Origin of the sequence: Mesorhizobium sp. M0185, assembly GCF_040322175.1 — a bacterium.
Taxonomy (GTDB): Bacteria; Pseudomonadota; Alphaproteobacteria; order Rhizobiales; family Rhizobiaceae; genus Mesorhizobium.
The window spans coordinates 1-12,948 of record NZ_JAMYSY010000008.1 but is presented as its reverse complement, the minus strand read 5'-3'; the positions used below and the strand labels follow the sequence as shown (position 1 = coordinate 12,948).

Here is a 12,948-nt window from a genome sequence, read left to right as displayed (position 1 = left end):
CATCTTCTTTTTACGTAAACGTCAAACTTTGTCACGCGGATTTTGCAATTGCCACGACGCAGGCTAAATTCGGCAAGAGAGAGCAGAACACCGAAATAGGATTGCCTCGTGCTCGCACGACCTGACACCTATCGCTGTAGCGAATGCGCCTGCTCTGGCGGACGGCCGGTTTTTGCTATCATGAAGGTAAGGTCGAGAACGGTGCAGCCTATTGGTCGGATCGCGGCATATTGTGCTCACCACCATGTTCGCTGACCCCTCATCGCAAACGCGAGGCCGAGGGAACGCTGTTGCAAGTGCCGGCGCTCGACCCGTTTCATATCCCCTCTCGCCAGTGACAACCATCAAGACCATCGACGGAGAAGCTGACCGAGCCGTGGCATGCGCGGGCCGCGATCGAAAGCATTTCCTTAACCATGGCGGTTCAGGATTTGGCTTTGGCCAGCAAGGATCTGCTGTTTGAAAACGCCGGCGCGCCCCCTTGTCCGCTCAGCACTTCTCGTTGTCGCGGCCGCGATGACCCTGGCGCTGACGCCGGCAAAGGCCTCGGATTTCTCCGAACCTTGGAAGGATGCCGACCGGGCGCTGGTCGTCGACGCCTACGAATACAATTCCATCGACTGGACCCGGCTAGCCGCCGACAAGCGTCTTGTCGGCTTCATCAACAAGGCATCCGACGGAATGCCGCCACCATATTTCTGTTTCGGCGACGAGACCGAGACGCGGCTGTGCAAGACGCTTTGGAAGCGCCATGCGATGGCACAGGAACTGTTCCAGACGCGCAAGGTGGTGGCCAAGGCGCTGGGCCTGAAATGGGGTGCCTATCATCTCGCCCGCCCCGGCAACCCCGTGGGACAGGCCAATAATTTCATCGAGTTCGCCGAACCCGGGCCGGACGACCTGCTTGCCCTCGACATCGAGGACGACGACCCGACGCAGTGGATGTCGCTGGACGACGCCGAAGAATTTGTGCGCCATGTGCATCGTCGGGTTGGCCGCTTTCCGGTGCTCTACACCAACGGCACGACAGCCAGGCATATCGCCGACAACAAGTATAAATACCCGCTCCTGTCCCGGCTGCCGCTGTGGTATGCGCGCTACAAGCCAGACATCGGCGTGCATTTTCCGATGGGCAACTGGCAGGGTTATGCGCTCTGGCAGTTTTCGGCGCGAGCAAATTGCGGCCGGTTCCGCTGCCCTTACAGGGTCGCGGGCACACCCAACGATATCGACGTCAGCGTCGCGCCGATGAACGCCACGGAATTGCGCGCGCAGTGGCCGTTCGGCGGCCTGATCGACGTGCAGCCGGATTACCTCGCCTCCATACCGGTGCCGCTCTCACGCGAAGCCGGGCTCGCCGGCGGCACCATCACTTACGCTAGCGTGACGCCAGCAAGCTTCGAGGAGATGGTCGCGGTATTCAGGGCGCGCCTGGCCAAGTTCAGCAGCGGCTTTCAAATGCCTGCGGCGAAGGCGGCGCCGGGCCTTCCGCGCGGGATTGCCGAATATGTCGCCTGGACGCGAAACGAAAAGCGTGCGGCATCGGTGCCAGGATTTGTCTCCACCGCCGACGCGGTCAGCAGCGTCTCGACTGAATTCGACCACGGCTTGCGCTGAGGCCGAAGGCGCCCGAAGCATCAGTTCCCCTACTCGCGCGCCACCGCCAGCCAGCCAATGTCGCGGCGGCAAAAGCCTTGCGGCCAGTCGATCCGGTCGAGCGCGGCGTAAGCCTTTTTCTGCGCCTCGCCGACGGTGCGGCCGGTCGCCGTGATGTTGAGCACGCGACCGCCATTGGCGACGAGTGCGCCGCCGTTTATGGCGGTGCCGGCATGAAATATCTCGACGCCCTCACCCGCCGCCGCCTCGACGCCGCGGATGACCGAACCCTTTTCCGGCGTGCCGGGATAGCCCCTGGCTGCCATCACCACGGTGAGCGCCGCCTCATCGCGCCAGCGCACCGAAGTATGCGCCAGCTGGCCGTCGGCGGCTGCGTTGAGCAGGACGAGCAGATCGTCCTTCAGCCGCATCATCAGCACCTGGCATTCCGGGTCGCCGAAACGGGTGTTGTATTCGATCAGCTTCGGCCCGCTGTCAGTGATCATCAGCCCGGCGAACAGCACGCCGGAAAACGGCGCGCCTGTTTCAGCCATGCCGCGCATGGTCGGCTCGACGATCTCGCGCATGGTGCGGTCGATCATCTCCGGCGTCATCACCGGCGCCGGCGAATAGGCGCCCATGCCGCCGGTGTTCGGGCCGGTGTCGCCGTCACTGAGGCGCTTATGGTCCTGCGCGGTACCGAAGGGCAGCGCGGTGGTGCCGTCGCACAGGCAGAAGAAGCTTGCTTCTTCGCCGACGAGAAACTCCTCGACCACCACTTCCGCGCCGGCCTGGCCGAAGGAGCCGTCAAAACAGGCGTCGAGCGCGGCCAGCGCCTGGTCAAGCGTCATGGCGACGGTGACGCCCTTGCCGGCAGCGAGGCCGTCGGCCTTGATGACGATCGGCGCACCCGTCTTCTCGACATAGGTCCTGGCCGAAGCCAGATCGTCGAAGCGGCCATAGGCGGCGGTCGGGATGCCGTATTTGGCGCAGAGGTCTTTGGTGAAACCCTTTGATCCTTCCAGCCGTGCCGCCGCCTTTGACGGGCCGAAGACGCGGATGCCCTCGGCGCGCAGGTCGTCGGCAATGCCGGCGACCAGCGGCCCTTCCGGCCCGACCACGACGAGGTCTATTTCATTCTCGCGGCAAAACCGGGCCACCGCCGTGTGATCCGCAATATCGAGCCGCACCAACTCGGCTTCTCGGCAGATGCCCGGATTGCCGGGCGCCGCGTAGAGTTTGGTCAGCAGCGGCGACGCCGCGATCTTCCAGGCAAGCGCATGCTCTCGTCCGCCGGAGCCGATCAGCAAAACACGCATGCCCAGATTCCTCGTCATTCCAAGACCAGGACTGCGCTATTGCGCCGCGCGCGACGGGTCAAGACATTTGGCTGCCGAAACGGCGATTCCGCGCCGCGAGCGGTCCGGGCCTGCTTGACGCTTGACGGCATTCGCCTCTGCTGCCACTCCATCAAAATGGAAACCGTCCAGTCGAAAGCGGCCCAGGGCCGCGTCGCCGATGCGCCGAGCGGCCACTGGGTCTATCGCGTGCTGCCGCGGGGGGTGTGGCCCTATGCGCAGCTTGCCCGGTGGGACCGGCCGATCGGCTGGCAATTGCTGCTATGGCCATGCTGGTGGTCGGCTGCACTTGCCGCGAGCGCCTATCCGCGTCCGACGGATCCGCTGCTCTCGCTGCTGCCGTCGCCGTGGTACCTGCTGCTGTTTTTTCTCGGTGCGTTCGCCATGCGCGGTGCCGGCTGCACCTACAATGATTTGGTCGACGAGAACATCGACAACCAGGTGGAACGCACGCGCTCGCGGCCGCTGCCGGCCGGCAAGGTCACGCGCCGGCAGGCCTGGATGTTTGTTGTCCTGCAGGTACTGGGCGGCCTCGCCGTACTTTTGCAGTTCAACAGCTTCGCCATCTCGCTCGGCATCGGCTCGCTGGTCATCGTCGCCGTCTACCCGTTCATGAAGCGGTACACCAACTGGCCGCAACTCGTTCTTGGCCTTGCCTTTTCCTGGGGGGCGCTGATGGGATGGGCGGTCGAGTTCGGCGATCTCGATGGGCCGGCAATCATGCTCTATATCGGCTCGATCCTGTGGGTGATCGGCTACGACACGATCTATGCGCATCAGGACAAGGAAGACGACGCGATCGTCGGCGTGCGCTCGACGGCGCGCCTGTTCGGCGACAACACCAAGGCCTGGCTGGCCGGGCTTTATGGCGGAGCGCTGGTCTGCTTCGCCATTGCCTTCGCCTCGGCACAGGCACCGGTGCCGGCGCTCGCCGGGCTGATCGCCGCCGGCGCCCATCTGGCACGGCAGATCGCCGTGCTCGACATCGACGATCCGGACCAGTGCCTGAGGCTGTTCAGATCGAACAACCAGGTCGGCTGGCTGATCTTCCTCGGCCTGATCGGCGGCGCGGCCTGGGTGGCGCTGAAGCCGCTGGTTTAGCCAGCGGTATCGATTCGGCAGCTGCGGAATCGACCTTTCTCCAACTGCTTATGCCGCCCCTCCTCGTCCTGCCGGGCACTTCTCCCCGTATAGTGACGGGGAGAAGGACGCCTTCGCAACGGATTTCGCCAATCTCGAGCGTTTGCAGAAAGAGTGCCGAAATTGCGGCCAGTGTCCCTTCTCCCCGTCACTATACGGGGAGAAGGTGGCGGCAGCCGGATGAGGGGCAGCGCCAACTTGCAAGCTGATTTCAATCTACTCCCGCGAAATAAGCTCCTCGCCGCCGATGACAAGCCTGAGGCCGAGGTCGCCGGCGCGGCGGCGGGCGAGAAAGCGCGGGCGGCGCATGGTCGAGACGCGACCCTTGCGGCGGTCCTGCGCCGGCAGCGCCTTGATGGCGGCGCCGAGCGATTCCTCCAGCGTGCGGGCAACGCCGTCGGCCTCGATCAGCAGCATCGGCAGGCGGTAGGCGTCGGCCCAGGCGCGCCAGTCGGCGGCGACGTCGTCGAGATCGTCGGCGACCAGCAGCGGCACCGACAGCATCGGGTCATTGTGCAGAAGCTCAAGCGTCACTGTGACATTGCCATCCGGATCCTCCATGGCGCGGGCGGCGACGCCGCGAAACGCGTTGGCGGGCAGAGCGATGATCGCCGGCACGCCGCTCATCTCCAGCGTGCGGCGGATAACCGCGCCGCGCTGGTCGATGGTGAAGGTAACGTCGCCATAGTCGTCGCGCGTGGCGTAGCTCACCACCTGCGGCAGGCGGAATGGGTCGAGGCGCATATTGCGCCCGGCCCAGACTGGCTTCAGTCCAGTGTTCATATCGTGCCTTTCCTGTTTCTCCTGAGAGCCGGTGTTTCCGGTTCTCCGGGCCGGTTTTCCCAGCCTCGTTGTGGAGAAACATTAGCGCGGGCTTCTTATCCTCGCGCTTAAGAAAGTCGGTTAAATTTTGCTGATCCGAGGCAGATGGTTATCGGAATGCGAACCGGCGCAGGCCGGCGAAAGGATCAGATAACCTTACCCGGATTCATGATGCCGGCCGGGTCGAACGCGGCCTTCACCCTGCGCATCAGCTCGATCGCCATCGGCGGCGCCGTCGCGATCAATTCGTCCCGCTTCAGCTGGCCGATGCCGTGCTCGGCCGAGATCGAGCCATGAAACGAGCGCACGACCTCGTGCACGGCCTTGTTCATGACGTGGTAAAGGCCGAGAAACGCCTCGTCATCGCCGTCGACCGGCCGGGAGATGTTATAGTGCAGGTTGCCGTCGCCCATGTGGCCGAAGCAGACGACGCGCGCGCCGGGACTGACCGATTGCACGGCGCCGGCGGCCTTTTCAATGAAGGGCGGGATTGACGCCACCGGCACCGAGATGTCGTGCTTGATCGAGGCACCTTCCGGTTTCTGCGCCTCGGGCAGCACCTCGCGGAAATTCCAGAACGCATCGCCCTGGGCCATGCTTGCCGCGATCACCGCATCGCCGACGATCCCTTGCTCGAGGCCTGCCTCCAGCACCTCCTCGATCAGCGCCCTGGCATCGTCGGCCGAACGGCCCGACGAGATCTGCATCAGCACATACCACGGCCAATCGCCGGCAAGCGGCCGCACCACGCCTTGTGCGTGGGCAAGCGTGAAGTCGTAGGGCCTCTGGCCGATCAGCTCGAAGGCGGTGAGCGCTGCCCCTGCACGGTCTATCGCGAGGCTGAACAGCGACAATGCCGCCTCCGGCGATGACAGGCCGGCAAACGCCACCTCGCGCCCCTTGGGCTTGGGGAACAGCTTGAGCACGGCGGCGGTGATGATGCCGAGCGTACCCTCGGCGCCGACGAACAGGTTCTTCAGATCGTAGCCGGTATTGTCTTTTTTCAGCTTGCGCAGATCGTCGAACACTTCGCCGGTCGGCAGCACCACTTCGACGCCGAGGCAGAGCTCGCGCGCATTGCCGTAGGCAAGCACGCCGGTGCCGCCGGCGTTGGAGGAGAGATTGCCGCCGATCTGGCAGGAGCCTTGCGCGGCAAGCGACAGCGGAAACAGCCGGTCGGCGGCATCGGCCGCTTCCTGCAGCGTCTGCAGGATGACGCCGGTTTCGACCGTCACCGTGTTGGACAGCGTATCGATCTCGCGGATGCGGTTCAGCCGCGACAGCGACAGCACGATCTCGCGGCCGGATGCGTCCGGCACCTGGGCGCCGACCAGCCCGGTGTTGCCGCTTTGCGGCACGATGGGCGTGCCGGTTTCGGTCGCCAGCCGCATGATGCTGCTGACCTCCTCGACGTTCCCCGGCCTCAGCACCAGCGCCGTCCTGCCGTGCCAAAGTCCGCGCCGCTCGGTGAGGTACGGTGCGATGTCCCGCTGATCGCGCAGCGCATATTTGTCGCCGACGATTGCCGCAAAGCGCGCGACGACGGCGGGGTCGAGATCGGGAGAAATGTCGTTCATGGGTGGAAACTATGGTGCTCGGTCGATCTTGTCACGCGGGGCGGCGGCGCGCGAAAGCCGGTCATTGATCGCCTCGCCCAGCCCGTCGAACGGGATCGGCTCGACAGCGATGGTTTTGGCGCCACTGCCATCGAGATCCTGCAGATGGGCGAAGAGATTGCTTGCCGCCTCGCGCAGGTCGCCGGTCTCCGACAAGTTGCGCAGGGCGGCTGCATCGCGCCAGCCTTCGGCACGGCGGCGGCCGAAGGCCAGCAAGGCTTCGCCCGGTGCGACCTCCGCAGCATTGAGCCGCACTGCCGCACCTGGCGCATAGTGCGAGGCGAGCATGCCGGGCGCCTCGATGCCCGAAGCGCCGCGCAGCAACTTTGTCCCGGCCACCGCTTCGATCTCTTCGGCGGCAATGCCGCCCGGCCGCAGCAGCCGCAGCTTTCCAGCTTCGACCTTGATGATGGTCGATTCCAGCCCGACCGGCGTCGCGCCGCCGTCGACCACAAGCTTGATCCGGGGACCGAGATCGGCGGCCACGGCTTCGGCCGTCGTGGCGCTGATCCTGCCCGAGGAATTGGCGCTGGGCGCCGCCAGCGCGCGGCCGAACCTGGCGATCAGCTCGCCGCCAAAGCCTTTCGGCATGCGCAGCGCGATCGTTTCCAGGCCGGCGGTGACCAGCGGATGAATGCCGTTGCCGGGTCGTTGCGGCAGCACCAGCGTCAGCGGCCCCGGCCAGAATACCTGCGCCAATCTTTCCGACAGCGGATCGAACAGCGCGATGCGCTCGGCCATCGCCGGGTCGGCTATATGGGCGATCAGCGGGTTGAAGCGAGGTCGGCCCTTGGCTTCGAAGATACGAGCCACGGCAACGCCATTGGTCGCGTCGCCGGCCAGCCCATAAACGGTCTCGGTCGGGATGGCGACGACATCGCCGCTCTCGAGCAGCGCCAACGCCCTTTCCATCGCCTCGCCGACGGCACGAATTTCAGCCACTGTCGTCACCTCACGGATGCGGGTGCCTAATACGCTGACGCCGGGCGAGCAAGCCCACGCATTGGCGAATCGCAAATCGCTAAAATTCTATGTTTCCCCGCAAGCCGGCATCAACTGCCCTTGGCTAGGGTGCCGTCTTGTTGGGCAAGGGGAATTATCATGCTTTCGATGCGTATCCTTGGAGCGCTTGGTTTGGCGTTTATGGCCGGCACGGCACAGGCCTCGTCGCTGGTTTTTCTCGGGCAAACGACGGCGACGCCTTCGGTGGTAAGTGCCGGCGCGCTCGAGCGGGCGAAAACACCGTCGATCGTCGCGCTCGGCGAGAAGTTGCCTGACGTCAATGAAAACGTCACCGATGAAAAGGTCGCGGCAATCCCGAGCCAGCCGAACCATGGCTTCACCGGAAGCCCGATGATCATTCGCGGCGGTATCGTCGGCGATGCCTTTGCAACGCCCGCGCCCAAAGCCGCGCCGGCCACCGCTGCCGCGCCCGCCGCGGACAGCAAAGCCGACCCAAAGGTCGCCAGCAAAACCCCTGAGCCCGCAGCGCCGCAGCCTGCGCCGCTAGCAGCTCCCGACCAGCCGAAATAGCGCCACAAGTGATGATTTTTTCGCGAATGTCAGCCGGCTATCTTGGAGAAATCGGCGACCCGGTCGGTCGCCGCGCGGATGCGGGCGAGCAATGCCAGGCGATTGGCGCGCACCGCCTGGTCCTCATCGTTTACGAGGACTTTATCAAAGAATGAATCAACCGGCTCGCGCAACACGCTAAGCGCCAGCATGGCGGCGGAAAAGTCTTCGTTTTGAATTGCTTCGCCGGCTTGCCTCTCGGCCTGATTGACCGCGGCGTACAAGGCTTTCTCGGCGTCCTCCCGGAACAGAGCCGGCTCAACGCTGCTTGCAATCGCCGTCGCCTTCTTCTCCTCGGCAGCCACGATGTTGGCCGCGCGCTTGGTGCCGGCAAGCAGGTTCCTGCCGTCCTCGCTGTCGAGGAAGGAGCCAAGCGCTTCGACGCGGCGGACGATTTGAAGGAGATCGTCGTTGGACGATTGGCCGATCTCCCCCCTAGAGGGGGAGATGCCCGGCAGGGCAGAGGGGGGCGCGACAGAATGAGAGGCCGGCGGGACAGCGCCCCCCTCTGTCGGCTTCGCCGACATCTCCCCCTCTAGGGGGGAGATCGGGCGCGAGCCCGCCGCCAGCACCGCGTCGATCAGGTCATGCCGCGCGCCCTGATCGCGGAGATAGACTTTCAGGCGGTCGTGGAAGAAGGCGAGGAGGTCGCGGGCGCGATCAATCTCCCAATCCTGAGGCGGTACATCGGCGTCGCTAAACATCAGTTGAGAGGCGCGTTCGGATAGGCTGGTGAGTTGGCTCAACAAGCCTTTTCCGGACAGTTCTTCCATTGCTCGCATGGGTGCAAGCCGAGCCTCGGCTTTGCCGGCCTCCTTTTGAAGCAGTTGCGCCATTAGATGACGCCCTGAACGGATAAACTGCATAGCAATCTCCAATCGGACCTCATTCTCGACCAAAATCCTGACCACCCCCAGCGCCGCCCGTCTCAGCGCATAGGGGTCCTTCGATCCCGTTGGCTTTTCATCAATCGCCCAGAAGCCGACCAGCGTATCGAGCTTGTCTGCGAGCGCCACGGCCACCGATACCGGATCGGTCGGCACGCGATCGGACGGGCCTTGCGGCTTGTAGTGTTCCTCGATGGCGGCGGCGACCGATGGATGCTCGCCCTGCAGCAGCGCGTATTTGCGGCCCATGGCGCCTTGCAGTTCCGGGAACTCGCCAACTACTTCGGTGGTGAGGTCGGCCTTGGCGAGGACGGCAGCGCGGCGCGCCAGCGCGGTAATCTCCCCCCTCGAGGGGGAGATGTCACCGAAGGCGACAGAGGGGGTCGGCACGTCCTGACGCGACGCCCTATCGCGGACAGAGGATGCCGGCGATTCACGCGAAGCGACCCCCTCTGGCCTGCCGGCCATCTCCCCCTCAAGGGGGGAGATCGACTGCGCCACGATTGGTGCCAGTTCGTCGGCCAACCTGGCAATCCGCTCCACTCGCTCGCCTTGCGTGCCGAGCTTGGCATGAAACGTCACATTGAGATGGTCGAGGCGGGCCATGCGCTGGTCGAGCGGCTTTTTGAGATCAAGCCCGAACTTTTGCGCCGATGCCTGGAGCTGGTCGAGATCCGGCAGATCGCCCTGGTCGGTCTTCCAGAAATAGAGCGCGTCGGACAGGCGGGCACGCACCACCTTGCCGTTGCCATGGGCGATCTCCTTGCCGCCATCCTTGGCCTCGATGTTGGCGGTCAGGATGAAACGGTTGGAGAGCGGCGATTGGCTGATCTCCCCCCTTGAGGGGGAGATGGCCGGCAGGCCAGAGGGGGTCGGCACAACCTGACGCGACTCCCTATCGCGGACAGGGGATGCCGCCGATCCACGCGAGGCGACCCCCTCTGTCGCCTTCGGCGACATCTCCCCCTCGAGGGGGGAGATTTGGCGCGTCGTCACAAAACACTTCTGGTTGGCGCGGATGGTGAGCCTGATCACCTCGGCCGGAATGGCCAGAAAATCCTGCTCGAATTCGCCCATCAGCACGACCGGCCATTCGACGAGGCCCGACACTTCTTCCAGCAGCCCGTCGTCCTCGACAAGGTCGAGCCCGCTGGCGAAGGCGAGGTTCCTGGCATCGGCAAGAATGATCTCCTTGCGCCTGTCGGCATCGAGCACGACCTTGGCCGCCTCCAGCTTGGCGACATAATCGTCGAAGCGGCGCACCGTGATGGCGCCCGGCGCATGGAAACGGTGGCCGTAGGTGACATTGCCGGAGCGGATGCCGTCGATCTCGAAATCGACGACCACCGGCTCCTCGGTTTCTGGGCCGAAGGTGCACAGGATCGATTGCAGCGGCCGCACCCAGCGCAGCGAGCCGGGCTTGGCCGAAGCCGGCCCCCAGCGCATCGATTTCGGCCAGGGGAAGTTGCGGATGATGCCCGGCACCAGCTCGGCGATGATCTGCTCCGCCGGCCTGCCCGGCCTGGAAATATGGGCGACATAGAAGTCGCCCTTCTTCGGATCGGAATGAACATGCGCCTCGGCAATCGAGGCAAGGCCGGCCTTGCGCAGAAAACCTTGCACCGCCGGCTCGGGCGCCTTGGTCGAGGGCCCCTTGATCTCCTCGCTGATGTCCTTCGAGCGCGCGGTCAGGCCGCGAATGTCGAGCGTCAACCGGCGCGGCGTCCAATATTCGCGCGCCGCCTCATAGGTCAGCCCGGCTTCGACCAGGCCGTCGGTCAAAAGCTTTCGGAGGTCGCCGGCCGCCTTGCGCTGCATGCGAGCGGGGATTTCCTCGGAACGAAGTTCTAGAAGCAGGTCAGGCATTGAAAGAGCTCACGCGACAAAAACAGCCGCCGCTTCGCGGCGTCCTCCCCCATCGAGGCGGAGGTAAGCGGGGCATAGCAACTCGGTCGGCTGCTGTCACCCTTCCCAGCAAGATCGGGCCAGCACGATCAAGGCGTCCAACGGCGAGTTCCGAAAAAATTCAGCCTCCTGTCGGACACGCGCCGGTCCGCCCGTCCTTGGATCAAAGATTTCCATGAACCGAACGCAGCGCTGAAGCGACCAACGCTCAGGCAGAGAGCTATTGGCTGAACGAGCATGAAAACGGCATCGACATTCCTGCAAATCCTTGCGCTCAGCGCCTGTTTTACAGCGCAGGTGCATGGCACGTTCTCGATGCCCGGCGTCAGGCAAGCGCTGCGGACAATAGCCGGTGCAAGCGGCCAAGGCACGTTGCCAATCAGCGCCCCTGTCGAAATCGCCTGGAGCTAAGCCGCCATTCCGCCCGCCTGCGTCAGCAGAAACGCCTCGCCGCAGGCTTTGGCCAGATTGCGCACCCGCAAGATGTAACTCTGGCGCTCGGTGACCGAAATGACGCCGCGTGCGTCGAGCAGGTTGAAGACGTGGCTGGCCTTGATGCACTGGTCGTAGGCTGGGAAGACCATGCGGTGGAATCCCTCCCCCTTGAGGGGACCAGACAAGGTCTGGCCGGGAGGGGTCGCTCGTGCAGTGCTCGACGCCTGACCTGCGGTGCCTTCTGAGGCGACCCCCTCTGCCCGCTTCGCGGGCTCCCCCTCAAGGGGGAAGATGGGCGCGCCGGCTTGTAGCAACGCCTTGCACTCGGCTTCGGCGTCTTCGAAATGGCGCAGCAACATCGCGGTGTTGGCAAATTCGAAATTGTGGCGCGAATATTCCTGCTCGGCCTGCAGGAAGACGTCGCCATAGGTCACCTTGTCGGCGCCTTCGCGGCCGTTGAAGTTGAGGTCGTAGACATTGTCGACGCCCTGCACATACATGGCCAGCCGTTCCAGCCCGTAAGTGAGCTCGCCCGCCACCGGGGCGCATTCGATGCCGCAGACCTGCTGGAAATAGGTGAACTGCGACACCTCCATGCCGTCGCACCAGCACTCCCAGCCCAGCCCCCAGGCGCCCAGCGTCGGGCTTTCCCAGTCGTCCTCGACGAAGCGGATGTCATGCAGCAGCGGATCGATGCCGATCGCGGCCAGCGAGCCGAGGTAAAGCTCCTGCAGATTGGGCGGATTGGGCTTCAGGATCACCTGGTATTGGTAATAGTGCTGCAGCCGGTTCGGGTTCTCGCCATAGCGGCCGTCCTTGGGGCGGCGCGAGGGCTGGACATAGGCCGCGTTCCAGCGTTTTGGGCCGAGCGCGCGCAATGTCGTTGCCGGATGGAATGTGCCGGCGCCGACTTCCATGTCGTAAGGCTGGAGGACGACGCAGCCATAGTCCGCCCAATAATTATGCAAGGTCAGGATCAGCCCCTGGAACGAGCGGCTGGGATGCATGTGGGCAGGGATATCAACGGTCACGGCGGCCTCCGGCGGGATGCCGGCACGTCCTAGATGCCTGGCCAGCAAGCGTCAAGGCAGCGGGGGTCAGGCCTTTGAAGGTGTTCCCTTCTCCCCTTTTGTTTGGACCGGAGACATCGCGAACAGGTGTGCGAGGACATCGCGAACAGTTTTGCGCGTTTTGCGCGAGGGGGTTCGGGATGCCATTCGGGGACAACAGCGCGATGAAACAGAAACTGGAATTCGTCATGTTGGCGAGCGCGGCGGGGGCGAATGTGAGCGCGTTGTGTCGTCGCTTCGGGATCGGCCGAACGTTGGCTCACAAGTTGCTCGCGCGCTATCGAGCGGAAGGCGAAGCCGGGCTTGTGGAGCGCTCGCGCCAGCCGCGCTCGAGCCCACGGCGCAGCGCCCCGGAGGTCGAAGCGGCGGCGCTTTCGGTGCGCACGGCGCATCCGGCGTGGGGCGGGCGCAAGATCGCGCGGGTGCTTTCGCGCCAGGGGCTTGGCCATCCGGCCGCTTCGACGGTGACGGGCATCCTGCGCCGCAACGGCGTCGAGCTGGGTGCGCTCGGTGGCGGCGCCAAAGCGTTCATCCGCTTCGAGCATGC

The 12,948-nt window shown here is 64.6% G+C and carries 11 protein-coding genes; 5 read left to right on the top strand and 6 right to left on the bottom strand.

Annotated elements, in window-relative coordinates; all coding sequences use genetic code 11:
- Positions 1 to 459 precede the first annotated feature (459 nt).
- Positions 460 to 1,617 carry a glycoside hydrolase family 25 protein gene (locus tag NKJ20_RS08665; RefSeq protein WP_502902798.1) on the top strand — a complete coding sequence of 386 codons (1,158 nt, stop codon included), beginning with the start codon at positions 460 to 462 and terminating at the stop codon, positions 1,615 to 1,617.
- A gap of 29 nt (positions 1,618 to 1,646) precedes the next feature.
- Here NKJ20_RS08665 and purD read toward each other — a convergent pair whose 3' ends face one another.
- Positions 1,647 to 2,915, bottom strand: coding sequence for a phosphoribosylamine--glycine ligase (purD, locus tag NKJ20_RS08660; protein ID WP_352743570.1), 1,269 nt, complete (start codon positions 2,913 to 2,915; stop codon positions 1,647 to 1,649).
- Positions 2,916 to 3,071: 156 nt separating this feature from the next.
- Here purD and ubiA point away from each other — a divergent pair, with 156 nt between their 5' ends.
- On the top strand, positions 3,072 to 4,055 hold the full coding sequence (ubiA, locus tag NKJ20_RS08655) for a 4-hydroxybenzoate octaprenyltransferase (RefSeq protein ID WP_352743569.1): 984 nt from the start codon (positions 3,072 to 3,074) through the stop codon (positions 4,053 to 4,055).
- 255 nt (positions 4,056 to 4,310) lie between these two features.
- Here the strand turns inward: ubiA and NKJ20_RS08650 are convergent, their stop codons facing one another.
- From NKJ20_RS08650 to NKJ20_RS08640, 3 genes are all read right to left on the bottom strand, one after another.
- Complete coding sequence (locus tag NKJ20_RS08650; RefSeq protein ID WP_352743568.1) at positions 4,311 to 4,877, bottom strand: DUF6101 family protein; 567 nt, start codon at positions 4,875 to 4,877, stop codon at positions 4,311 to 4,313.
- 185 nt (positions 4,878 to 5,062) lie between these two features.
- On the bottom strand, positions 5,063 to 6,493 hold the full coding sequence (locus NKJ20_RS08645; RefSeq protein WP_352743566.1) for an FAD-binding oxidoreductase: 1,431 nt from the start codon (positions 6,491 to 6,493) through the stop codon (positions 5,063 to 5,065).
- Between the two features lie 9 nt (positions 6,494 to 6,502).
- Positions 6,503 to 7,474 (bottom strand): L-threonylcarbamoyladenylate synthase, encoded by a 972-nt coding sequence (locus tag NKJ20_RS08640; RefSeq protein ID WP_352743564.1) that lies wholly within the window; start codon positions 7,472 to 7,474, stop codon positions 6,503 to 6,505.
- A 159-nt stretch (positions 7,475 to 7,633) separates the two neighbouring features.
- On the opposite strand from NKJ20_RS08640, the gene NKJ20_RS08635 reads away from it, so the two are divergent.
- Positions 7,634 to 8,065 carry a hypothetical protein gene (locus NKJ20_RS08635; protein ID WP_352456859.1) on the top strand — a complete coding sequence of 144 codons (432 nt, stop codon included), beginning with the start codon at positions 7,634 to 7,636 and terminating at the stop codon, positions 8,063 to 8,065.
- Between the two features lie 29 nt (positions 8,066 to 8,094).
- On the opposite strand, the gene NKJ20_RS08630 is transcribed toward NKJ20_RS08635, so the two are convergent.
- Positions 8,095 to 10,857: a glycine--tRNA ligase subunit beta gene (locus NKJ20_RS08630; protein WP_352743563.1), complete on the bottom strand. Its 2,763-nt coding sequence runs from the start codon at positions 10,855 to 10,857 to the stop codon at positions 8,095 to 8,097.
- Positions 10,858 to 11,133: 276 nt separating this feature from the next.
- Here NKJ20_RS08630 and NKJ20_RS08625 point away from each other — a divergent pair, with 276 nt between their 5' ends.
- Positions 11,134 to 11,307: a hypothetical protein gene (locus NKJ20_RS08625; RefSeq protein WP_023674088.1), complete on the top strand. Its 174-nt coding sequence runs from the start codon at positions 11,134 to 11,136 to the stop codon at positions 11,305 to 11,307.
- Here NKJ20_RS08625 and NKJ20_RS08620 read toward each other — a convergent pair.
- Positions 11,304 to 12,338: a glycine--tRNA ligase subunit alpha gene (locus tag NKJ20_RS08620; protein WP_352743712.1), complete on the bottom strand. Its 1,035-nt coding sequence runs from the start codon at positions 12,336 to 12,338 to the stop codon at positions 11,304 to 11,306. The genes NKJ20_RS08625 and NKJ20_RS08620 overlap by 4 nt on opposite strands.
- 227 nt (positions 12,339 to 12,565) lie before the next feature.
- Here NKJ20_RS08620 and NKJ20_RS08615 point away from each other — a divergent pair.
- On the top strand, positions 12,566 to 12,948 hold a 383-nt coding region (locus NKJ20_RS08615; RefSeq protein ID WP_352743562.1), incomplete at its 3' end, for a helix-turn-helix domain-containing protein.

Coding starts and splice junctions, on each gene's coding strand:
- purD (WP_352743570.1), bottom strand. CDS start 2,915: ATGCGTGTTTTGCTGATCGGCTCCGGCGGACGAGAGCATGCGCTTGCC.
- ubiA (WP_352743569.1), top strand. CDS start 3,072: ATGGAAACCGTCCAGTCGAAAGCGGCCCAGGGCCGCGTCGCCGATGCG.
- NKJ20_RS08650 (WP_352743568.1), bottom strand. CDS start 4,877: ATGAACACTGGACTGAAGCCAGTCTGGGCCGGGCGCAATATGCGCCTC.
- NKJ20_RS08645 (WP_352743566.1), bottom strand. CDS start 6,493: ATGAACGACATTTCTCCCGATCTCGACCCCGCCGTCGTCGCGCGCTTT.
- NKJ20_RS08635 (WP_352456859.1), top strand. CDS start 7,634: ATGCTTTCGATGCGTATCCTTGGAGCGCTTGGTTTGGCGTTTATGGCC.
- NKJ20_RS08630 (WP_352743563.1), bottom strand. CDS start 10,857: ATGCCTGACCTGCTTCTAGAACTTCGTTCCGAGGAAATCCCCGCTCGC.
- NKJ20_RS08625 (WP_023674088.1), top strand. CDS start 11,134: ATGAAAACGGCATCGACATTCCTGCAAATCCTTGCGCTCAGCGCCTGT.
- NKJ20_RS08620 (WP_352743712.1), bottom strand. CDS start 12,338: ATGCATCCCAGCCGCTCGTTCCAGGGGCTGATCCTGACCTTGCATAAT.